The 23,318-nt window shown below is 32.0% G+C and carries 10 protein-coding genes, 1 pseudogene and 1 riboswitch; of the genes and pseudogenes, 9 read left to right on the top strand and 2 right to left on the bottom strand.

The window, feature by feature from the left end:
• The 3 genes and pseudogenes from CHL78_RS12390 to CHL78_RS20995 form a co-directional block, all read left to right on the top strand.
• Nucleotides 1-372 (top strand): annotated as a pseudogene (locus CHL78_RS12390) (YfcC family protein); the annotation flags it as partial.
• A gap of 219 nt (nucleotides 373-591) precedes the next feature.
• Nucleotides 592-3,384 (top strand): DUF11 domain-containing protein, encoded by a 2,793-nt coding sequence (locus CHL78_RS21355; RefSeq protein WP_094366644.1) that lies wholly within the window; start codon nucleotides 592-594, stop codon nucleotides 3,382-3,384.
• A gap of 285 nt (nucleotides 3,385-3,669) precedes the next feature.
• The gene (locus CHL78_RS20995) at nucleotides 3,670-3,810 is read left to right on the top strand and encodes a hypothetical protein (RefSeq protein WP_094366645.1); all 141 of its coding nucleotides are present in this window, start codon (nucleotides 3,670-3,672) and stop codon (nucleotides 3,808-3,810) included.
• Nucleotides 3,811-3,876: 66 nt separating this feature from the next.
• Here CHL78_RS20995 and CHL78_RS12370 read toward each other — a convergent pair whose 3' ends face one another.
• Nucleotides 3,877-4,608 carry an NAD-dependent protein deacylase gene (locus CHL78_RS12370; protein WP_094366646.1) on the bottom strand — a complete coding sequence of 244 codons (732 nt, stop codon included), beginning with the start codon at nucleotides 4,606-4,608 and terminating at the stop codon, nucleotides 3,877-3,879.
• Nucleotides 4,609-4,790: 182 nt separating this feature from the next.
• Between CHL78_RS12370 and CHL78_RS12365 the strand changes: the two genes are divergently transcribed.
• From CHL78_RS12365 to CHL78_RS12355, 3 genes are all read left to right on the top strand, one after another.
• On the top strand, nucleotides 4,791-5,567 hold the full coding sequence (locus CHL78_RS12365) for a sporulation protein (protein WP_094366647.1): 777 nt from the start codon (nucleotides 4,791-4,793) through the stop codon (nucleotides 5,565-5,567).
• 371 nt (nucleotides 5,568-5,938) lie between these two features.
• Entirely contained in the window at nucleotides 5,939-8,194 is a 2,256-nt protein-coding gene (locus CHL78_RS12360) for an SH3 domain-containing protein (RefSeq protein WP_158540694.1), read from the top strand.
• A gap of 332 nt (nucleotides 8,195-8,526) precedes the next feature.
• Nucleotides 8,527-9,042, top strand: coding sequence for a hypothetical protein (locus CHL78_RS12355; RefSeq protein WP_158540693.1), 516 nt, complete (start codon nucleotides 8,527-8,529; stop codon nucleotides 9,040-9,042).
• A gap of 228 nt (nucleotides 9,043-9,270) precedes the next feature.
• Here the strand turns inward: CHL78_RS12355 and CHL78_RS12350 are convergent, their stop codons facing one another.
• A complete protein-coding gene (locus tag CHL78_RS12350) occupies nucleotides 9,271-9,942 on the bottom strand; it encodes a hypothetical protein (RefSeq protein ID WP_094366650.1) in 672 nt (223 codons plus the stop codon).
• 200 nt (nucleotides 9,943-10,142) lie between these two features.
• Between CHL78_RS12350 and CHL78_RS12345 the strand changes: the two genes are divergently transcribed.
• From CHL78_RS12345 to CHL78_RS12335, 3 genes are all read left to right on the top strand, one after another.
• The gene (locus CHL78_RS12345) at nucleotides 10,143-10,880 is read left to right on the top strand and encodes a TatD family hydrolase (protein WP_094366651.1); all 738 of its coding nucleotides are present in this window, start codon (nucleotides 10,143-10,145) and stop codon (nucleotides 10,878-10,880) included.
• Nucleotides 10,881-10,972: 92 nt separating this feature from the next.
• Nucleotides 10,973-15,271 (top strand): PolC-type DNA polymerase III, encoded by a 4,299-nt coding sequence (locus tag CHL78_RS12340; RefSeq protein WP_094366652.1) that lies wholly within the window; start codon nucleotides 10,973-10,975, stop codon nucleotides 15,269-15,271.
• A gap of 193 nt (nucleotides 15,272-15,464) precedes the next feature.
• Nucleotides 15,465-15,551, top strand: a riboswitch (cyclic di-GMP riboswitch).
• A 284-nt stretch (nucleotides 15,552-15,835) separates the two neighbouring features.
• On the top strand, nucleotides 15,836-23,050 hold the full coding sequence (locus CHL78_RS12335) for an NPCBM/NEW2 domain-containing protein (RefSeq protein WP_094366653.1): 7,215 nt from the start codon (nucleotides 15,836-15,838) through the stop codon (nucleotides 23,048-23,050).
• Nucleotides 23,051-23,318 lie beyond the last annotated feature (268 nt).

Below are 23,318 nucleotides of genomic sequence, written 5' to 3'. Positions count from 1 at the left end.
AACTCTATGGGTGCAGTATTAATGGTATTACCTACGTTTTTACAAGGTATAGCAATGTTTATTGCAAACTTATTTATTAATATGTTTATAACATCTGGTAGTGGACAAGCTGCAGTTGTAATGCCTATGTTTGTACCTCTTGCTGATATGGTAGGTATTACAAGACAAACTGTTTTACTAGCGTTTAACTTCGGAGATGGTTTTTGCAATTATGTATTACCTACGTCAACGGCTCTTATGGGGATATTAAGTGTGTCTAATATTCCGTATGATAAATGGATGAAGTTTATGTGGAAGCTATTTTTAATATGGATGGTAGTTGGAAGCTTATTGATGCTAGGAGCTCAGATAATAAACTTAGGACCTATGTAAGCTTGATGTAAACAGCATGATTTCTGTATATAACTGAAACCATGCTGTTTTTTTGTTTTTAATAAGCGCTTATTAAAATTACTAATAATTTTTAACAAAGAAGATACTATCAAGTTATTTGCTGATAGTATCTTCTTTATTATAGAGAGTTGGAACAAGTCACAAATTAATTTGAATTAGAATATATTGAATTAAAAGTTTAAAAAGGGGGAATCCACAATGAATGTTAGCGGGAGAGTGCTATTTAGTCCAAACAATAGCTCAAACGTGTACGAAAATATGGGAAATCCGATAGCTAATGTTCCTATAGTACTTCAGATAAAAGGGGACACATCAGCTATTGGAGCTACATCAGGTATGGGTGTAGCAGCTCTAACTGATAGTTCTGGAAACTATACATTTACGGATGTTCCATCAGGAGAATATAGATTAATAGAAGCATGGGGATACTCAGGTGCAACTTCTAGTGTTGTAAGTTATTCTAATGCAGACAATATTACTGTAACTCCAAAAGATCCTGATGTATCTGCAGTCTCAAATCCACCAGCAAAAACTAATAATATCCATTCACTAAGTCCAAATACCTTATTTATCACAGTATCAGGTGATGTAACCAATCAATTTTTTCTAGATGCTCCAAATCAAGAGATACCACTAGCATTAAATACTTATATAACGGTAGGAGATAATCAATTTTTAGAGATAAGTTATGGTACTTTTGGAAATATGCCTAATGGTACACCAGTACAAACAAGTGGGCTTATTGCACCCTTCCCTATTCTTACATCATTTATTTATACACCTTATCAGTGGTATAGACCTTCGGATGGTGAATACTCAATAGTAAATACTGTGACAAATAGCAATTTTGATGGGCACTGGTTTAATTTATCTGACCATACAACGGGTGATGAAACTGGCAATATGGCAATTATAAATGGGAGTAATCCAGGACAAGATATTATTAGAACAATGGTGTTTGTAAAAGCTAACACTAACTATGTTTTTTCAGCATGGGTATCAAATATAGATAAACTAAAAGGTGAAGAATTGCCTTTATTTAGAGTAGAAATACTATCAGGTGATGGAGACGTATTATATGATGAAGATCTTGCGGGAAATTTAGAAGCTACAGATATTCCGACGTGGAATCAAATTGGATCAGTATTTAACAGTGGTAATAATAGATTACTTACAATCAGGTTTTTGAGTGAAGGTGGAGCAGCCAATGGTAATGACTATGCACTAGATGATATAAGTCTATATGAATTAGCGCCAGCGCCTGTTACGGATTTAGTAAAAAGTGTAGATAAAAATTTAACAGAAGCGGGAGAAGTACTGACATATAATATCGTATTTGAAAACACTGGTATTGCAGATATACAAAGTGTAGTATTTAGTGATATTATACCGGATTTTACAAGTATAATTCCTGGAACGCTTTATATTAATGGGGAATTAAAAGATGATGCTCAGATAGAAAATGGAATACCAGTAGGAGATATATCATCTGGTGATAAGGTAGAGATTCAATTCCAAGTCTTAGTTGAGAGCGATGCACCACTAGGAACAGAAATTGATAATACAGCACAAATTAATTATAAATTTATTGACTCTACAGGGGTAGAAAGAGAAATAACTACTTCTAGTAATACTGTTACAACCATAGTAGTAGAACAAACTTGTCCAATATGCCCAACAGGACCAACAGGACCGATGGGACCAACGGGAGCAACAGGGCCAGGTAATGGAGCAACTGGGTCAACAGGCCCAACAGGAGCAACCGGTCCAGCAGGAGGACCAACAGGGGCGACAGGCCCAATAGGCCCAACAGGCCCAGCAGGAGGCCCAATAGGTCCAACTGGTGAAACAGGTCCGACAGGCCCAACAGGCCCAACAGGACCTACAGGACTTAGAGGTCCAAGAGGATTTATAGGAGCAACAGGTGTAACTGGAGAGATGGGATTACCTGGTCGAGCAGGTTCAACAGGAGCGACAGGAAATACTGGTGCAACTGGTCAAGCAGGAGCTACGGGGTCAACTGGTCCAACTGGGCCACAAGGGTTGCCTGGCCAAATAGGACCGATTGGACCATCAGGAGAGCAAGGAATTGTAGGGCCTGTAGGTCCTATTGGAGATAATGGAAGTACAGGACCAACAGGACCAACGGGACCATCAGGAGGACCAATAGGTCCAACAGGTTCAACTGGTGAAACAGGTCCAGCTGGACCAACGGGACCATCAGGAGGACCGATAGGCCCAACCGGTTCAACTGGTGTAACAGGACCAACAGGTCCAGCAGGAGGTCCAATGGGTCCTACTGGAGCAACGGGTAATACAGGCCCAACAGGTACACAAGGTCAGGCTGGAGAAATAGGAGCAACAGGAGATAGAGGTCCTATGGGTCCAACAGGACCAAAAGGAGATAAGGGTGATACAGGGTTATTTGGAGACTCAGGAGATAGAGGACCAACCGGTCCAACAGGACCAAAAGGGGATAAAGGAGTAACAGGTTCACAAGGATTAGTAGGAATGCCAGGTGAAATTGGACCAATAGGTCCAACCGGAGCAACTGGTGTATGTGAATGCTTCTTAAATAATATTTACGGTGAATATGATATTTGTAGTGAATGTCTATGCTGTTCGTATAATAAATTGTACTTTAAAACTGATATTTCGGGTTCACACTCATTATATAATTCAGGAAAAGATATTGAGCTTGAATTAGGATATATATATTTAATAAATTACAATCTAACTTTTAATGTTTGTACAGGTAAGAGTTTTTACACAGTTGGAATTGCTTTAGATGGAATAGAAAATAGAAAGTACACGCAGAAAATAAAAGAATCAAGCGACGAATGGAAAGAAGCAAATATTAGAAATACTATAGTATTAAGTACTCCATATGATAGTCAATCATTATCATTATTTGTAAAAAATATAAATAATAGCAACTGTATAGAGATTGTAAAGGGTGTGCTTAGTATAGTTGCTATAGGAACAATATAGTAACTAAAAGTAAAAGATAATACTAGAATTTTAAATTTAATAAAAATTAATAAAGAGATATCATGTAATTGCATGGTATCTTTTTGTTGATAAATAATAGCACTTTATATAATTCTATATTGAAAATGGATTAATCAAAATTATTTACTCCTAGGGGGTACATAGTCTCAGAAAACAAATTAATTATAAAGAAATATGAGAAAACAAATTAATTATAAGAGATTTTGGGAATAATATTAAAAACAAATGAAAACGAGGATACATAATATAGAGAGGATGTAAAATATGGGTATATTAGAAAATGCATCTAAATTAAGTGAAATGGTGCAAAGTGTAGCAAGTGAAAAGGGAATAACTAAACAAGAGGCCTGGGATGAAGCTGTTGTTGAATATAAAGAGAAATATGAAGAAAGTAAACATGATTAGAAGTATGAATTAAGGTAGTAAAGATTAATTACTACCTCAATTTATATTAGCTCAACTAGATATATATTATGATAATACAGTCTTAAAGAGAACCTGTCCAATTGGTTTGTTTATTACTAGAGATGCTTTATTATCAAAGTTAATATTATCTTTATTTATTACTACTATATTTTTTCCCCTAAAGTAGTTGATAAAGCTTGCAGCTGGATATACCTTTAAAGATGTACCACCAATTATTAATAAATCAGCATTTCTTATACTATTAATTGCTTTAGTGATGACATTATCATCTAAAGCTTCTTCATAAAGAACTACGTCGGGTTTTACGACTCCCCCACATAAATCACAATGAGGTATAACTCCATCTAGATTTAATATATCATTTAATGAGAAAAATTTATTACAGTCAGTACAATAGTTTCTATGAACAGATCCATGAAGCTCTAGGACATTGTTACTTCCTGCCATTTGATGGAGCCCATCAATATTTTGTGTTATTACAGCTTTTAACTTACCTGACTTTTCAAGTTTAGCTAAGGCTATATGTGCATTGTTAGGTCTAGCATCTGGATATATTAGTTTATCTTTGTAAAATTTAAAAAAATCTTCAGTATATCTATTAAAGAATGTACGAGAAACTAATTGCTCTGGTGTGAAGTTTTTATTTAGTTTTTCATTAAACAAACCAGAAGAACTTCTAAAATCAGGTATATTAGATTCTGTACTAACTCCAGCACCTCCGAAGAAAACTATGTTATCACTATTTTTTATCATTGACTTTAATTTTTCAATATTCATATAAACATCACCTTTTATCTGTAAAATTTATGTTAGACTTTCTATATATTATTATATAGAAAATAAAGGCATTCAGAAATTTTATTTATAAATTTTCGGATGTCTTTTGTATATAAAGAAGTATATATTAGCAAAAAAATGGTATAATTAAGCATTCAAAAATCACTTAGAGGAGGTAGTATATGAGTATTTTCAATAAGGTTATGGCTTCAGCTTTGGGGATAGGAGCAACTAAGATAGACACAATGGTTCAAACTAAAAATTTGATGCCAGGTAAGAGAATAGAAGGTATTTGCAAAATAACGGGTGGGAAAATAGAACAATACATAAACCAAATAGCAATAGGTGTATATACAGGATATCAAAAAGAAGTGGATGATAAAGTTATTAATGAAAGTCAATGTATTCAAACACATTATATAAAAGTAGAAAGAAATATAATGCCTGGCGAGGTATGTGAAGTTGACTTTAGTTTTATTTTATATAAAAGAGTTCCAGTAACTAAGCATAGATCTAAGGTTTGGCTATCAACATACTTAGATATAGAAAAAGGAGTAGATACATCTGATAGAGATTATTTAAATATAGACTACAATGATTATATGAAAAATGTGGTAGATGCTATAGATGAGCTAGGTTTTTCTATAAGAGAAATTGAAAATGAGTATTGCAAAGCAAAATTAAACGGCTTTAAATTAGTACAAGAATTTGAATTCGTACCTACAAGAGGATATTTTAGAGGTAGATTAGATGAACTAGAATTAGTGTTTATACCTACAAATCAATATGTGGATATACTTCTACAAATAGATAGAAAGGCTAGAGGTATTATGAGCTTTATAAGTGAGTCTATGGGTATGGATGAAACTAATTTAAGAATCAGGATAGAAAACTCTCGTAGATACACTGTAGATGAGCTTAAATTTGAGATAGATAACGTGTTAAGAAGATATTCTTAAAAATATTAAGAAGATAAAATCAACAAATATAATGACTTATTTAAAATGAGATTATAATAATCTCATTTTTTTTATTAAAATAGAGGGTTATTTAAAGGTTTGTGTAGAATACATTTATACAGGTAATTTGTTGAAAGATAAATATAATAGATTAGAAATATCTAATAATAGTAAATTTTGTTTAATATAGAAAAAAGGAGTGTAATATTATATAAGGATACCTAAAGAATACTATCCTTATATGGTACTAAAGTATGAAAAAAATAACATAATTTATATATTTATGTTAATGGAAATATTTACTAAAGTATAAAGCTGTCGTATAATTATAATAAATGTTAATGAACGTAAATTTAAAGGGGGAAATGCGATTGAAAAAGAAAATTGCCTTAGCCACGTTGGCAATACTACCTATGACAGCTACTAGCGCTCATGCAAGTGGTGAAACTGGGATAGTTACAGCAACGTCTCTAAATGTTAGAAATGGCGCAAGTACAAGCCATACAGTTCTATTTACTGTAAAAAAGAATGACAAAGTAGATATAACAAGCTCATCAAATGGGTGGTACAAGATAAAAACTAGTGCTGGTAAAGAGGGATGGGCTTCAGCTACATACATCTCAAAAACAGGATCTAGCTCAGATACATCATCATCAACTATTAAGCAAGTATCAGTTGATAGACTTAACATGAGAAGTGGTGCAAGTACAAGCTATAGAGTAATAACAGTACTTACTAAAGGTACAAATGTAGAAGTAATGTCAGAAAGTAATGGCTGGTCTAAGGTAAAGCATGATGGAAGGATCGGATATGTTTCTACAGAATACATAAAAGCAGTAAATACAGATAGTACTAATACAGTTACAAAAAAAGTAAACACTAATAACCTTAATGTAAGAAGTGGGCCAAGTACAAGCTACAGTGTAATTGGAAAGCTTCAAACAGGTGCAAAGGTAGAAGTAATATCTGAAAGTAACGGCTGGTCTAAGATAAAACATAGTGGTAGAGAAGCGTATGTATCTAGCATGTATTTAGATAATATAGGTGGAAGTACTACACCAGAAACACCGGATAATAAGCCTGAAGAGATAAAAGAAACAAAGGTAGTAAATACTAATAACCTTAATGTAAGAAGTGGACCTTCTACAAGTAATAGTAAGATAGGTACTTTAGCTAAAGGAACAAAAGTAGGTGTAATATCAGAAAGTAACGGATGGTCAAAAATAGACTATAATGGAAAAGAAGCTTATGTATCTAGTCAATACTTAGATAAAATAAGTACAACACCAGAACAACCGGAGAAACCAGAAACTCCAGAGGAAACAAAAGAGACAAAAGTAGTAAACACATCAAGCTTAAATGTAAGAAGTGGTCCATCTACAAGTAGTAGTAAAATAGGAAGTTTAGCTAAAGGAAGTAAGGTTGAAGTACTATCAGAAAGTAATGGATGGTCAAAGATAAACTATAATGGTAAAGATGCTTATGTATCAAGCCAATACTTAGATAAAGTAGGTACAACACCAGAACAACCAGAACAACCAGAAACTCCAGAAACACCAGAGGAAACTAAGGAAATGAAGGTAGTAAACACATCAAGCTTAAATGTAAGAAGTGGACCTTCTACAAGTAGTCAAAAGCTAGGTAGCTTAACTATGGGCACAAAAGTTGAGGTACTATCAGAAAGTAATGGATGGTCAAAGATAAATTACAATGGTAAAGAAGCTTATGTATCAAGCCAATACTTATCTAAAGATAATGGAAGTACAGGTGGTGGTTCAAACGTTGGTGGAACTGAAAATGTAAATGGAGCAACTATAAATTACAAAGGGTTAAACTACACATTAGCTTCTCATGTAGATAAGCAAATGGATAGAGTAAGCCAAGGTGGAAATGTAATAGATTCAAGTAAGCCAAGAAGCGTCGATGCAGCAGTTCAATCTATGGAAGCTGCTCAGGCAAGAGGATTTATAAAAGCAGATAGAAGTGATATAGAATACTTCTTAAATCCAGCTAACTTTACTAAAAGCTCTAAAGGCATGATGCAGTTCTTAAGACTTGATAGTTACAAGGGTGGAATTACAGCAGATGAGTTAAACTCATACTTCAATAGTTTAGGTGTAGGGTCACAAGGAACTAATGTATTCCACGGTCAAGGTCAATCATTTATAAATGCTGCACAAAAGCATAATATAGACTTAGCATATTTAGTATCTCATGCAATGTGGGAAACAGGATATGGTAAATCAGTATTAGCTCAAGGTCAAACAATAACATCATATAAAGGTCAACCACTAGATAAGCCAACTAAAGTGTATAACTTCTTTGGAATAGGTGCAATAGACCAAAGTGCCAACGTATCAGGTGCAGAAGCTGCATACTCAAATGGTTGGACAAGTGTAGAAGCTACAATAGATGGTTCTGCTCAGTGGATAGCTCAAAATTATATAAAGAGCTCTAAGTACAATCAAAATACTATATACAAAATGAAGTGGAACTATGATTATACATGGCATCAATATGCAACAGATGTAAACTGGTGTAATGGTATATCAGGAATAATGAATAAAATAATAACTATGTACGATACAGGAAATAACTTAGTATTTGAAGTACCACAATATAAATAAAAAGGAAGAGACTATAGACTATAATTTTATTATAATCTATAGTCTTTTTTGATTTTTAGAGACTAATTAACTAAAACATAAAAATATCAAAAAAATTATGACGAAATATGTAAAACGTTAACTATTATTGTTGAACTGCATATAATGTAGTGAGAAAGCTTATTAAAAGCTTTTTCTAATAATATTAATATGCGGAGATGAGTAAATGAATAATAATTATAGATGGAATAAGAAAGATAACAAATGTTTCAAGCAATATAAAGGATGGAATAATGATTGTTGTAAACATAACTGGGAAGATAAATGCTGTAAAAATGATTGGGAAGACAAGTGTGATAAAGACGACTGGAAAGATGATTGTGAGTGCAATTGTAAGTGTGAGTGTAAGTGCAAGTGTAACTGTGACAAAGATGATTGCAAAGATAAATGGGATAAGGACGACTGTAAATGCAAGTGTGACAAAGATGATTGTAAAGATAAATGGGATAAAGACGACTGTAAATGCAAGTGTAAGAAAGATGATTGTAAAGATAAATGGGATAAAGACGACTGTAAATGCAAGTGGGACAAAGATGATTGTAAAGATAAATGGGATAAGGACGACTGTAAATGCAAGTGGGACAAAGATGATTGTAAAGATAAATGGGATAAAGACGACTGTAAATGCAAGTGGGACAAAGATGATTGTAAAGATAAATGGGATAAAGACGACTGCAAATGCAATTGGGATAAAGATGACTGCAAAGATAAATGGGATAAAGACCATTGTAAATGCAACTGCTGCAAACATAATTGTAAATGCAACTGTAAGTGCAACTGCTGTAAAAAGAATAATCATAGATAATTGATATAAGAAATAAGTCCACTCGTAATTAATTTTGTAAGATACAGTAGTTTATGCTGTAGATTATTATAGTGATTTACAGACGTATTTATAATGTTATTAAAATGATCATAATAAACTCCTTTATAGCTATATCTAAATCGCTATAAAGGAGTTATATGTTTACACCACCTAAAACCTCAATACTGGCGTTTATTTGTACTTATTATTGCCAGGATAGAGGTTTTATTTATTATGCAAAATACCTTTTATACTTGAAAAATACATCTAAATTATGTTCACGGACAATGTTTTTTATAGTGCCAAAGTTGTAAGTAGCAAGTGCGTACTCTTTCATCTTGTTAAAGATATACTCTTCTTTAGCATCTTCAAAAGTTACAAATCCTTTAGCTATATCCCACGCTTTAGACTCACGGTCAATTAAATTCTTTTTTAAATCAAGTACAGCATCTTCTAGATCTATAGGCAGGTTTGATTTATAAAAATCAGCATTTGTAACATCTATATCATACTTTAGTAATAAATCAATGATGTTTGATAATATTTGGCTGTACTGAGATCTAGTCTGATATATTTCTGGATCTAATATATGACCTACCTCATGAGAAATAACAAATTTGGCTATAGACTTTATACTAGCTGTATTAATGGAGATGTTGTAATTATAAGCATTGGCAAAAGTATAGAAGTTATAACAAAATGACACAAAGCCACTTCTAGAACTTAAGACAAGTTTTAGTCTAGGCAGTGCACATATAGGGATATTTCTTCGTTTTGAGTAATAAAGGTGTACATGTTTGTCTATTTTAAATTCTTTTAATGAAGTTTTGAATAATTTTTTTTCGCCTAATTCCATGTATGAAAAGAGGATTTTTCTGAAGGTAGAATCAATAGAACTGGACATATTAACACCGCCTATCTTTTAAAGATATATTATAGTTATTATATATAGTATTAAATGCACTTTGATTTGTAGCTAATCCAATTAAAAATAGTAGTAAAATGAAAGTAGACTAACTAAGTTTAATTTAAAAGTCATGTATTTAAATAATACACACATAGGGTATAAATTACACTAGCTTAATATAGAAAGGATATGGATATATGTATATAGATGCACATTCTCATTTAGATTTTTTTGAAGAAAATATAGAAGATGCAATAGTAGATATAAATAGTAATAAGATATTAACGTTGGCTATGAGTATGGATATTGAAAGTTATATTAAAAATAAAGAATATAGTAATAAAAGTAAATATATAAAACCGTGCTTTGGAATACATCCATGGAGTGCGCATAAGGTTAGTGAAAGCTTAGAGACTTACATACCTTACATAGAGGAAAGTGAAATAATAGGCGAGATAGGTCTTGATTATGTCTGGTCAGAAGGTAGCCATACTTATGATAAGCAAAGGAAAGTATTTTACTTTATGCTAGATGAAAGTATAAAGAGAAATAAGGTCATAAATCTACACACAAAGGGTGCAGAAGAGGAAGTATATAATGCCCTTAAAAAATATAATTACAATAAAGCTATAGTACATTGGTATAGTGGAGATTTAGATATATTAGATAAGTATATAGAGCTTGGTTGTTATTTTACAATAAGTGTAGATATAGGCTATAGCGATGCTACATATAAAATATTAGATAAATTGCCAAATGAAAGATTATTAGTTGAAACTGATGGTCCAACAGCTCTTAAGTGGGTAAATGGTCAATATGGATACCCAAGTATTATAAAATCCGTAGTTAAAAAAATAAGCGATTATAAAAATATAGATGTAGATGAATTAAGTAAAATAATAGAAAACAATTATAATAGATTATTAAGTTTATAATTTTGAAGAATCATTTTATTTAACTTAGCATTTAAAATAGTCGTGATGCCCATGCATGTGATATAATATTTAGTCTGGAGGAAGGTGATTTTATGGAAAGTGTAAAAGATTACTTAGATAAATTAGAGATAAATAATAATGTCTTAGGCAAGCAGCTTAAAGAAGTTTATATAAATAGAGTAGTTTATTTTAAGGAAGACAAAATAGTTTACTTTTATTTGTCTTCAAAGGAGATAGTTTCAAATGAACTTTTAGACAGGTTTAGAGAAGAGCTTAGGGACAAGCTAGATTATTTTAAGGATATTAAATTAAAGATAAGATACACTGGATTAGAAAGAAAAGCTAACAAAGATGTTATAAAAAAATATTGGATAAATATAATCTATATATTAAGAAGCTTGTGCCCATCTATAGAAGGATGGCGTAAGCAGGTTGAATATTTATGTCTAGAGGATGAATTAAAGATAAAGCTACCTAAGGGAATATTCTATGAGAGATTAATGAAAAAGAATGTTATTCATGTACTTAAGACCGTGTTAAGCGAAGAACTAGGGATAGATTTTAACATTAAAATTGAAAGAGCAATAGATGAAAAAGTAGATGTAAAGAGATTAATTCGTAAAACTGATAGAGAACTTGAAGAAAAAATAAGAGAGATGGAAATAAACGAAGTAAATAAGGAAGTAGAAATAGAAGAAGAAGGTTACGTTATTAAGCCTGAGATTGATGAGCAGATGATTTATGGAGAAAATGTAAATGTAATGCTTGAGCAAGCTTGTAAGCTAAATGCAACTTCAGGAACTGTTGGTATAATAGGAGAGGTATTTGACGTAGAAACTAAAGAACTTAAAAATGGTAAGATACTGTTAATTGCAGGAGTTACAGACTATACAAGCTCTATAAGTTGTAAACTTTTCTTAAATGATACTAACAAAGATAAGGTACTAGACCAAGTTAAAAAAGGTGCTTACTTAAAGATTAAGGGAGACGTAATCTATGACACTTATCAAAGAGAAGTAACTATGACTATAAGTGGTATTAGAAAAGAAAGTAAGCCAGAAAGAAAAGATACAGCACAGAGTAAAAGGGTAGAGCTTCATGCACACACTCAAATGTCATCAATGGATGCAGTTTGTAACGTAAAAAAACTAGTAGAGCGTGCTGCTAAATGGGGACATCCTGCAATAGCAATAACAGACCACGGTATAGTGCAGTCTTTCCCAGATGCAATGAGTGCTGGTAAAGCAAATAACATAAAGATACTTTACGGTGTGGAAGGATATCTAGTAGAAGATGATGCGCTAATAATTGAAGATGCTAATGATAAGGATTTATCGCAAAGCTTTGTAGTATTTGATATTGAGACTACTGGTTTTTCTAATACTAATGATAAGATAACTGAGATTGGTGCGGTTAAAATAGAAAACTTTAAGGTTGTCGATAGATTTAGTGAGCTTATAAATCCTGAAAAAGATATATCTTACAAAATACAAGAACTTACTGGAATCACTAATGATTTAGTAAGGGATAAGCCTACAATAGAAGAAATACTTCCTAAGTTTATGGAGTTTATAGGAGATAGTGTTTTAGTAGCCCATAATGCAGAGTTTGATACAGGGTTTATTTCTCAAAAATGTAGAGAGCAAGGTCTTGAGTACAACAATAGTGCTGTAGATACATTGACTCTTGCTAGAGTATTACTTCCAAATTTAAAGAGGCATAGATTAAATGTAGTAGCAAAGGCTTTAGGAATACCTCTACTAAATCACCATAGAGCTGTAGATGATGCTGAGGCAACTGCTAAAATATTTTTAAAGTTTTTAGAGATGCTTACAAAACAAGGTGCAAATACTTTAAATGAAGTAAATGATGTACTTGGTAGAATAGATTACACAAAGCTTAGAACCAATCATATTACTTTGATAGCTAAAAACTATGTAGGACTAAAAAACCTTTATAAGATAGTATCTGATGCTCACGTAAATCATTTTTACAGAGCACCTAGAATACTTAGAAGTGTATTAAATGAATACAAAGAAGGTTTGATAATAGGTTCTGCATGTGAGGCAGGAGTAGTATTTCAGGCTGTGAAGAAAAATGTAAGTGATGAAGAGATGGAAAAAATAATTGATATGTATGACTACATTGAAGTTATGCCAATTGATAATAATAGATTTATGATTGATAAGGGCGAGGTAAGAGACGAAGAAGAGCTTAGAGATTTAAATAGAAAGCTAATAGAGGTTGCTAAGAAGTTTGGTAAGATACCTGTTGCAACAGGGGATGTTCACTTCTTAGACAAACATGAAGCAGTACTTAGAACAGTACTTAAGTACTCACAAGGATTTAAGGTAGAAGATGAAGAGACTTATCTACACTTTAGAACTACTGATGAGATGCTTGAAGAATTTAAATATCTAGGAGAAGAATTAGCTCACGAAGTAGTAATAGAAAATACTAATAAAATAGCTGATATGGTAGAAGTAATAAAACCAATACCTGATGAGACTTACCCTCCAGTAATAGAAGGGTCTGATGTTGAACTTAGAGAGATGTGTCAGAAAAAAGCAGAGAGAATCTACGGTACTCCAGTACCTGAAGTAGTACAAGCTAGACTTGATAGAGAGCTAAACTCAATCATTGGTAATGGATATGCCGTGATGTATATAATCGCTCAAAAGCTAGTTACAAAATCATTAAGTGATGGGTATCTAGTTGGTTCAAGAGGATCAGTTGGTTCTTCGTTTGCAGCAACAATGAGTGATATAACAGAGGTTAATCCGCTACCTGCTCACTATATATGTGAAGATGAAGACTGTAAATACTCACACTTCTTTGAAATAGGGGAGTGGGGTTCTGGAGTAGATTTACCAGATAAGGATTGTCCAAAATGTGGTAAGCCACTTAAAAAAGATGGTCACGATATACCATTTGAGGTTTTCCTTGGATTTGAAGGGGATAAGGAACCCGATATAGATCTTAACTTCTCCGGAGATTATCAGCCAGTAATCCATAAGTATACAGAAGACCTATTCGGTGAAGGTTATGTTTACAGAGCGGGTACAATAGGTACTGTAGCTGAAAAAACAGCTTTTGGATATGCTAGAAAATATATTGAAGAAAATAATCTGAATGTACCAACAGCAGAAGCACTAAGACTTGCTAATGGATGCACTGGAGTAAAAAGAACTTCTGGACAGCATCCAGGTGGAGTTATGGTTATACCACATTACAAAGATGTGTATGATTTTACACCGATACAGTATCCAGCCAATGATACTACTTGTGGAGTAATAACTACACACTTTGATTACCACTCAATAAGTGGTCGTATACTAAAACTTGATATACTAGGGCACGATGCCCCGACCATGATAAGGATGCTAGAGGATTTAACAGGAATAGTTGCAACTGATATTCCACTAGATGACCCAGAGACTATGAGTCTTTTTACTTCTACTGATGCACTAGGTGTTACACCAGAAGAAATAAACTGTCCTATAGGTTCTCTTGCAATACCTGAGTTTGGAACTAAGTTCGTTAGACAGATGCTTCTTGATACGAAGCCATCTACATTTGCAGCACTAGTTCGTATATCAGGACTTTCTCATGGTACGGACGTTTGGCTAAACAATGCACAAGATTTAGTTAGAGAAGAGATAGTTGGAATAGACGAGGTTATATCTACTCGTGACGATATAATGAACTACTTAATATTTAAAGGATTAAAGCCTAAAAATGCCTTTACAATAATGGAAAACGTAAGAAAAGGTAAGGGACTTAAGCCTGAACATATTGAAGAGATGATTGAAAATGATGTACCAGAGTGGTATATAGGTTCATGTCAAAAGATAAAGTACATGTTCCCAAAGGCTCATGCCGTAGCCTATGTTATGATGTCCTTTAGACTTGCTTATACTAAAGTACATTACCCAGAAGCATTTTATGCTACTTATTTCTCAACTAAGGCAGAAGATTTTGATGCTGATTTAATTGTTAAAGGAATAGGTGCAATAAGAGGAAAGATACATGAAATAGAAGCACTTGGAAATGATGCAACTACGAAGGAAAAGAATATGCTTACGGTACTTGAAGTTGCATATGAGATGTATGCTAGAGGTATTAAGATACTGCCTGTAGATATCTACAAATCAGATGCACAGTTATTCCAAGTACCTGGTAAAGGACTACTGCTTCCTCCTATGATAGCCCTACAGGGGGTTGGAGAAAATGCAGCACTAAATATTCAAAGAGAAAGAGAAAATGGAGAATTTATATCTAAAGAAGAATTAAGAAAGAGAACTAAGATTTCTAAGACTGTTGTAGAGACCCTTACTATGCATGGCTCTTTAGAGAACATGAGTGACGAAAATCAACTTTCTTTATTTTAGATAAAAAGGATAAAATTTATGAACACTCATATTTAATTAATATGAGTGTTTTTAGTATATACATTTAAGTTAATGGAGTATTGATAGTATATCAAAAGTTAAGAAGTAATAATAATTTTAATATAAATTGTAGAAATTTGGAGAAACCCCTTTTAATAAAATGGAAAATATTGTATAATAATTTAGAAAATACAATTAAATCTGGCAAATCTAGAGAAATCTAGAGACGCAAAGCTAAAGGGGCTAAGGTTAATTTTAACTATGCCAGCCAGTTGCTGAAGAATATTTATTCTTTGTTTTCATAAACCAAACTTATGGTGTATAAACTATGTTTATTTTCCATAAGATTTATTATGATATTTAAATTAAACGGCAACTACCCTTTAGAGGGTAGTTTTTTTATTGAAAATATTTATATTATCAATGTATCTAATTTGGGAGAAGAACATTGAATATGAAACAGATTTTTATTCTTAGAATTGGTAGTATGACCCTTAGTTATGCAAGTATAGAATGTGTTAGAACATTGTACTTACAAAATTATTTAAAGTGAGGGAGAATATTATGAAGAAAAAAATATCATCTATACTAGCGGTATCGTTGATAGCAACAAATATTTCACCAGCAATAAATGTATTTGCTAACGAAATAGATAAAGAAAAAGTAAAGCTAATAGAAGAAAGTGTGGCAAATCAAGCTAAAATATCACCTTTTAATCTAAATAGTCATAGTAACTTTGAAGGATACAATAAAATATATAGAGTTGCTACGAATCAAATTAAATCAATTTCTAATAATGGAGGCCAATACTCATCTAATTCTATAGATAAAGCTATAGATGGAAACCTATCAACTCATTGGGAGACTGGAAAACAAAATACCGCATCATTTAAAAATGAAGTAGTAGTAGAATTTAATCAGCTTGAATCTATTGATAGAATAGCCTATGCAACTAGACAAGATTCGGCTAAAGGGAAAGGATTCCCAACTGAATTTGAAATTTATGCATCTACAACAGGAGAAGATGAAGATCTTAAGCTTATGACAACAGGAAGTCATACTTCAACAGGCAATATGCTTGAATTTAAATTTGAAACTATTACAGCAAAAAAAATTAAGTTTGTATTTAAAGAGGCTAATCAAAACTGGGCAAGTGCATCAGAGTTTTGGTTTTATAGAGAAGATAAAATCATAGATAAAATGAGCAATATATTCACTAACGATAATAAAAATGAGCTTTCAGAGCAGTTTAATACATTAGAGAAGTTAGATGCTTTTGATGGAGAAGCTCAAAGTCACCCTTTATATAGCACAATAAAAGAAGATATAGAAAATGCAAGAATATTATTAACTCAAGATGAAGCTCATTATATGGATGCAATAGTAAGTAAATTTGTACCTTTTAATGATCAAAGACTTAACAAATATGATGAACTATTTAAGTTATCTAGAGAAGAGATAAAAGCTATATCAACAAATGGTGGAAATTATGCCAATAATGTAATTGAAAGAGCAATAGATGGAGATCCAAGTACACAGTGGCACTCAGGTAAAACTAATAGCTCGACTCATACAAATGAAGTAACAATTACTTTAAAAGAATTAACGGAAATAAACAGAGTAATGTACACAAATAAGGCTTCTAGAGGATTTGCAACAGAGTTTGAGATATACGTATCTAAAACTTCAACAGGAGATACTTTCCAAAAGGTAACAGCAGGAAAGCACAATGTTACAAGTGATACACTAGAAATATTATTTAATCCAGTACAAGCAAAGAGAATTAAATTTGTATTTGCAAAAGGTCATGAGAACTGGGCACTAGCTCATGAATTTGGAATATACAAGCAAGATACTCTTAAAGAAATAATGGATAGATTATTTGTAGATTCTAATATGAGTGAAGTAAATGGTCAATTCGCTACTATTGGTGCAATAGAAAGCTTAATGGAAGAAGCAAAAGAGCATCCATTTAAAGAAGAATACATGGAAAAATTGGAATTAGCTAAAGAACTTGTAGAGTTTGGACAAATACAGTCTGGAACTTCTAACGTTAACAAGTTTACTCCATTTTATACAGATTATATAAACCAATATGATGATACATATAGAGTTAAAAATATTTCTATAAGTAACAATGGTGGAAAATATGGAAGTTCTGTGATCGAAAAAGCAATTGATGAAGATGTTAATAGTCACTGGGAAACTGGAAAGCCAAATAGTGATAGCTTCAAAAATGAAGTAGTATTAACTCTAAAGCAAGCTGAGGCTATAAATCGTCTGACTTACAAATCTAGAAATGGTTCAAAAGGATTTGCAAAGAAGTTTAGCATATACGTATCACCAGTTGCTTCAGGAGACAACTTCCAAAAGGTTAGTGACGGTGGATACACTATAACTAACGATATGATGTCTATACAATTTGATAACATAAAAGCGAAAAGAGTTAAATTTGTATTTGATGAAGCAAATCAGGATTGGGCTTCAATAGGAGATATAAGAGTTTATAAGGAAGATAAAGTATCTGAGAAAATGGAAACTTTATTTACGAATACGGGAATGTCTGAAGTAAGCGAAGAGTTTAACTCTATAGAGAAATTAAGTGCTTTAGAAGAGGAAGTTAAAAATCATCCTTTAGCTCCAGTATTTTTAGAAGATATAGATATGGCTAAAGAAATTTTAAGTGGTACTTTACAAAATATAAAGACTGTAGTTGCAGAGCAAGTAGGGGATAGAAATGCCCATGCTAACAGTAACTTAAAATTTGGTTATGGAAATAACTACCAACCAACAGGTGTAATGGCTCTAGCTGGAGAAACTGTAACAGTATATGTTGATGTAGAGCCTGGTCAACCACTACCTCAGTTAATGTTCTCTCAACAGGAAGGTAGTTTTGCAAGCTGGGGAGTACATGTAAGTTTACACCCAGGTAAAAATGTAATAAAAGTACCTAAAATAAGCCAAAATGATGGTTGGTACAAGCACAGTGTAACTCCTGGTGGACCAATTTATATAGTTAACCCTTACACTGAAGAGCAACAAAGTAAAGCACCGGTAATAAGATTTGCTAGTGGTGCTGAGTTATTCCCATTCTTAGATAAAGATACTAATGAAGCTGAATTAATATCGTTTATAAAAGAGTATAAGAAAAAGTTAGAAGAAGATAAGAAACAAAATCCAGATGTAATGGACAGAAAAGTATTAGATTTATTTGAATTTGCATCAGACCGTATAGTGTTTACTGGTACAGCAACGGGTGCTTATCAAGCATATGTTACTGGTAACAAGAAGCCACTAAGTACATTAAATATGTGGGATGATCATATGGATATGTTATTTAAGTATCAAGGCTTAGATGGAAGAAGTGAAAAGCACGATATCAAAAAGACTAGAGAGAATATAAGATTAGCTCAACCATTTGGGTATATGTATGCAGCTGGTGGACATATAGGTGTACAAAAAGATGTCATGTCAGGTATGTTAACTAGTGTAGGTGGTTGGGGTGTTGACCATGAAATAGGACATAAGATGGATATAGGTGTAAGGACAGTAGGAGAAGTAACAAACAACATGTTACCTCAACATTCTTCTTATTACTATAATTCTCCAGATAAGAGAATTCCTTTTGAAAGTCATGTATTTAAAAATGTTATAGATACTGATAATAATGAATACAACTCAGGTGGATTCTTCGAGAAGTTAGCAGTATTTTGGCAATTAGAAATGATATATCCAGGTTATTGGGCTAAGTTAAATAGCTTATATAGAGAAAATAATGTAGTTTTAGACCCTAATAATGCAAGCAACGATAAATTAAATCAATTAGCTAAGTACTCTAGTATAGCTTTAGAGTTAGATTTAACTGAACACTTTGAAAGACATGGATTCTGGGTGTCTGATGAAACTAAAGAATTCTTAAGCAAGTACCAAAAGCCAGATAAGAAGACATGGTATGCAAGTTATGACTATATTGAATATAAAGGTGATGGACTTACAGAAAATCCTAAAGTAGATATAGGTTTCTATAGAATGAACACTAGCTTACAATTAAACCTAAAGGTTGATTCAAAATATAGTAAAGATATCATGGGATATGAAATATTAAAAGATGGTGAAGTAATAGGATTTACTAGTACAAATAGTTTCATAGATGTAAATTCTGAACCTAACGAGTCAGCAACTTATAAGGTAATTCCTTATGATAAAAAATTAAATGATATGGAAGGAACTGAAATAAATTCACAAAGTCCTGGTTTGAGATTACAGCAAGATATAATCAATCTTAAGTTAAGAGAAAACTTTGACCCAATGGCTTTAGTTAACGCTGTAGATTATATGGGCAATGATATAGATAGTAAGGTGGAAGTAACTTCTAATGTAAACCAAAATGAAAAAGGAGAATATGAAGTTACTTATTCAGTGACAGATAGAGGTATAACTGTTAGTAAAACAGTAAAAGTAAATGTAGTAAGTGATTACGATTACTTATCTGATAGTGAATGGAAATCTGTTGAAACTCAATATGGAAGTCCAAGAAGAAACTCTAATATAAAAGGTAGAGTAAATGGAGATATAACTACATTTGAAAAAGGATTTGGAATCCATGCAAAAGGTAAAATAGTTTATGACTTATCAGATAAAGATTATGATACTTTTGAAGCTTTATTAGGAGTTGATGTAGGTATTGCATCTCAAGAGAAATCTAGTATAACATTTAAGATAGTAGGAGACGGAAAGACTCTAGCTACAACTAATGTATTAAAGCATGCTGATAATATGACTCATATAAACGTAGACGTTAAAGGTGTACAAGAACTAGTTATAGAAATCAATGATGGTGGAAATGGAAATTCTTCAGATCATGCTGTAATAGCTAATCCTAAATTAACTACAAACAATGCAAAGCCAGTTATAACTGCTAATAGTAAAGAATATTTATTAGGATCAGATATAAACATATTAGATGGTGTTAGTGCTTTAGATACTGAAGATGGAGACTTAACTTCATCTATAGAAATAGTATTAAATAATTATGAAGAAAACAAATCTGGAAGATTTGAAGTTGTTTACAAGGTTACTGATAGTGATAATAACTCTGTAGAGAAAAAAGTATACATCACAGTATATGAAAACTTAAATGTAGACAAGTCTAAGTATGGTAAATTTGATAATTTAGATAAATATAATGAAGAATTTAAAATACCAGCAGTTTCAGTAAGTAACAATGCAGGAAACTATGGAAGTAGTGTAATAGCTAAGACTATAGATAATAAGATAAATACTCATTGGGAAACTAATAAAACCAACAGTGAAACATTTAAAAATGAAATAATATTTGATTTAGGTGAAACTAAAGAAATATCAAAAATAGCTTATGCTGCAAGAAGAGATGCAGGCGGTAAAGGATTTGCTAATAAATTTGAAATATACGTTTCAAATGAGTCAGAAGGTAATGATTTTATATTAGCAGGAAAAGGCGAGTATAAAGGAAGTAATACTGATGTTGTAGAGTTTAATATATCTAAAACAAATGCAAGAAGAGTTAAGTTTAAATTTGTTGAAGCTAATCAAGGATGGGCAAGTTTAAGTGAGATTTCATTCTACAAAGAAGATGTTTTAGCAAATAAAATAAATGATTTATTTACAGATAACACTAAAACTGAAGTAAATGAAAAATATAATACTTTAGAAAGCGTAGATGCCTTAAAAGAAGAAGTAAAAAATCATCCAGCATATAAATTATTTGAAGAAGATTTAAATAAGGCAAAAGAAATAATTGAAGCTAAGTTCCCAACATTAAAGGTTGAAGAAGTCACTTATATTAAGTTAAATAATGAATTTGATTTAATGTCAGGAGTTAGTGCAAGTGATAAAGAAGATGGGAATATAACATCTAGTGTAGTAGTTAACAGCGGTGAATTTACAACTAGTAAAGCTGGAGAATACACTATTACATATACAGTAACTGATAGTGATAAAAATATAGCTACTAAAGAAAGAAAAATTGTAGTTTATAGTGAAGATAAACATATGTCTGATATAAACTGGGAATCAGCAGTATCAGGATGGAGAACTGTAACTAAAGATACGGCAGTAGCTTCAAATAACAAAATAAAGCTTAATATCAATGGCAAGATACAAGAGTTTGCCAAAGGTATAGGTGCTGCAACAAATGCAGAAATAGTTTATAATCTAAACGGAGAGTATAGTAACTTCTCGACTTATATGGGTACAGATAAAAACTACAATGATAATAGAACAAGTATAATCTTTAAAGTCTTTGCAGATGGAAAAGAAGTATATACTTCAGATGTTATAAGAAAAGATAGCAAAGCAGAATTTGTAAGTTTAGATGTAACTGGTGTTAAAGAACTTAAGCTAGTAGCAAATGATGCTGGTGATGGTGGACTTGGAGATTATGCTTCATGGGCAGAACCGAAACTATATTCAACAAATGTTAAGCCAAAGCTTACAATAGAAAAAGATATAGCGGTTAAATTAGGAGATAGTATAGAAAATGTAATAGGTGAATTCTCTGCTACAGATGCAGAAGATGGTGACCTAACAAATAAAGTAGAGATAGCTGGTCAAGATAAAGTTAACTTTAATAGAGCTGGTAAGTATAAAATAACTTTCACAGTAACTGACTCAGACGGAAATAAAATAGAAAAAGTTAGAACTATATCTGTTGTTAATATGGAAGACTTCAAATACTTAACTGATTACGATTGGAAGTCTGCAAATCAAAGTCATGGAAGTACTAGAAAAGATAGTGCTGCAAGTGCCAATGCTTTAAGATTAACTAAGGAAGATGGTACAGTAGCAACTTACGAAAGAGGTATAGGTGCTCACTCAAATGCTACAATAGTATATGATTTAAGTGATAAAGAGTATGACTTCTTCAGTGCATATGTAGGTGTAGATAGAGCTATGCATGGAACTGTAGGAAGTGTTCAGTTTGAAGTATATGTTGATAATCAAAAAGCATTTGATAGTGGTGTAATGAATTCTAGAGATGCACAAAAGTATGTTGAAGTAAGTATAGCAGGTGCTAAGGAATTAAAGCTTGTAGTTAAAGATGGTGGAAATGGAATAGGTTCTGACCATGCATCTTTTGGAGATACTAAGTTACATTTTGCTAATGATGTACTAGACTTTACTGAGTTAGAATCAGTAATAGAAAATGCTGAAAATATCAACAAAGAAAATTATACAAGTACAAGTATAGAGGCTTTAGAAACTGCATTAAATAAAGCTAAAGAAGTAGTTAGTTCAGCTGATGCGACTCAAGAATTAATTGATGAAGCAGCAAAAGACTTAAAGGATGCATTGGATAATATTATAGCTTTAGATAATTTCAAAGAGCTAGAAAGCTTATTAGAAGAAGCTAATAAACTAAAGATATATATGTATACTAAAGACTCTAGAGATATTTTAGAATCTTCTAAAGCTAAGGTAGAAGAGATTTTATCTAGTAAGTCACAAACAGTAGAAGAAATAAAGGTGGCTGTTGAAGAATTTAGAAATATTTTAAATTCACTAGAGCTAGATGCTGATAAGGTAGCTATACAAGAAAAGCTTGAAGAAATAAAAGACATAACTAGAAATGATATTGTTGGTGATAAGCATGTAGAAGTTAGATGGAGTAATTTCCAGATTGCTAAAGAAGATTTAGAAAAATTACTAGTAAACACTAATGCCACAAAACAAGAAATATCTAATGCTATATTTATGATGGATTACTTTTTAGATGATCTAATTGGAGATTGGTATAAATAATATTGTAGATTCTGTGAGGCATAACTTATTAAACTAAAAAAATAAAAATTTAATGTTAGTTATATATAAATGTGGGTATTTATATATAAGATTAGATTTGTATAAAGATAATCCCACAAAAGAATGATATATCTTATTGCTTGCCATGATAAGGTATAATATAGTTAGTAGTAACCTAAAAAAGAGCAGAGTCGTTGATATTGTATCAATTGACTTTGCTCTTTTTGCATAATGGTATGTTTAGGTTGTGAATGTTATACTAGATTGC

It is taken from the genome of Romboutsia weinsteinii (genome assembly GCF_002250835.2).
Classification (GTDB): Bacteria; Bacillota; Clostridia; order Peptostreptococcales; family Peptostreptococcaceae; genus Romboutsia_A; species Romboutsia_A weinsteinii.
This window is presented reverse-complemented; position numbering and strand designations above follow the sequence as displayed.

Coding starts and splice junctions, on each gene's coding strand:
- CHL78_RS12340 (WP_094366652.1), top strand. CDS start 10,973: ATGGAAAGTGTAAAAGATTACTTAGATAAATTAGAGATAAATAATAAT.
- CHL78_RS20995 (WP_094366645.1), top strand. CDS start 3,670: ATGGGTATATTAGAAAATGCATCTAAATTAAGTGAAATGGTGCAAAGT.
- CHL78_RS12365 (WP_094366647.1), top strand. CDS start 4,791: ATGAGTATTTTCAATAAGGTTATGGCTTCAGCTTTGGGGATAGGAGCA.
- CHL78_RS12350 (WP_094366650.1), bottom strand. CDS start 9,942: ATGTCCAGTTCTATTGATTCTACCTTCAGAAAAATCCTCTTTTCATAC.
- CHL78_RS12370 (WP_094366646.1), bottom strand. CDS start 4,608: ATGAATATTGAAAAATTAAAGTCAATGATAAAAAATAGTGATAACATA.
- CHL78_RS21355 (WP_094366644.1), top strand. CDS start 592: ATGAATGTTAGCGGGAGAGTGCTATTTAGTCCAAACAATAGCTCAAAC.
- CHL78_RS12335 (WP_094366653.1), top strand. CDS start 15,836: ATGAAGAAAAAAATATCATCTATACTAGCGGTATCGTTGATAGCAACA.
- CHL78_RS12345 (WP_094366651.1), top strand. CDS start 10,143: ATGTATATAGATGCACATTCTCATTTAGATTTTTTTGAAGAAAATATA.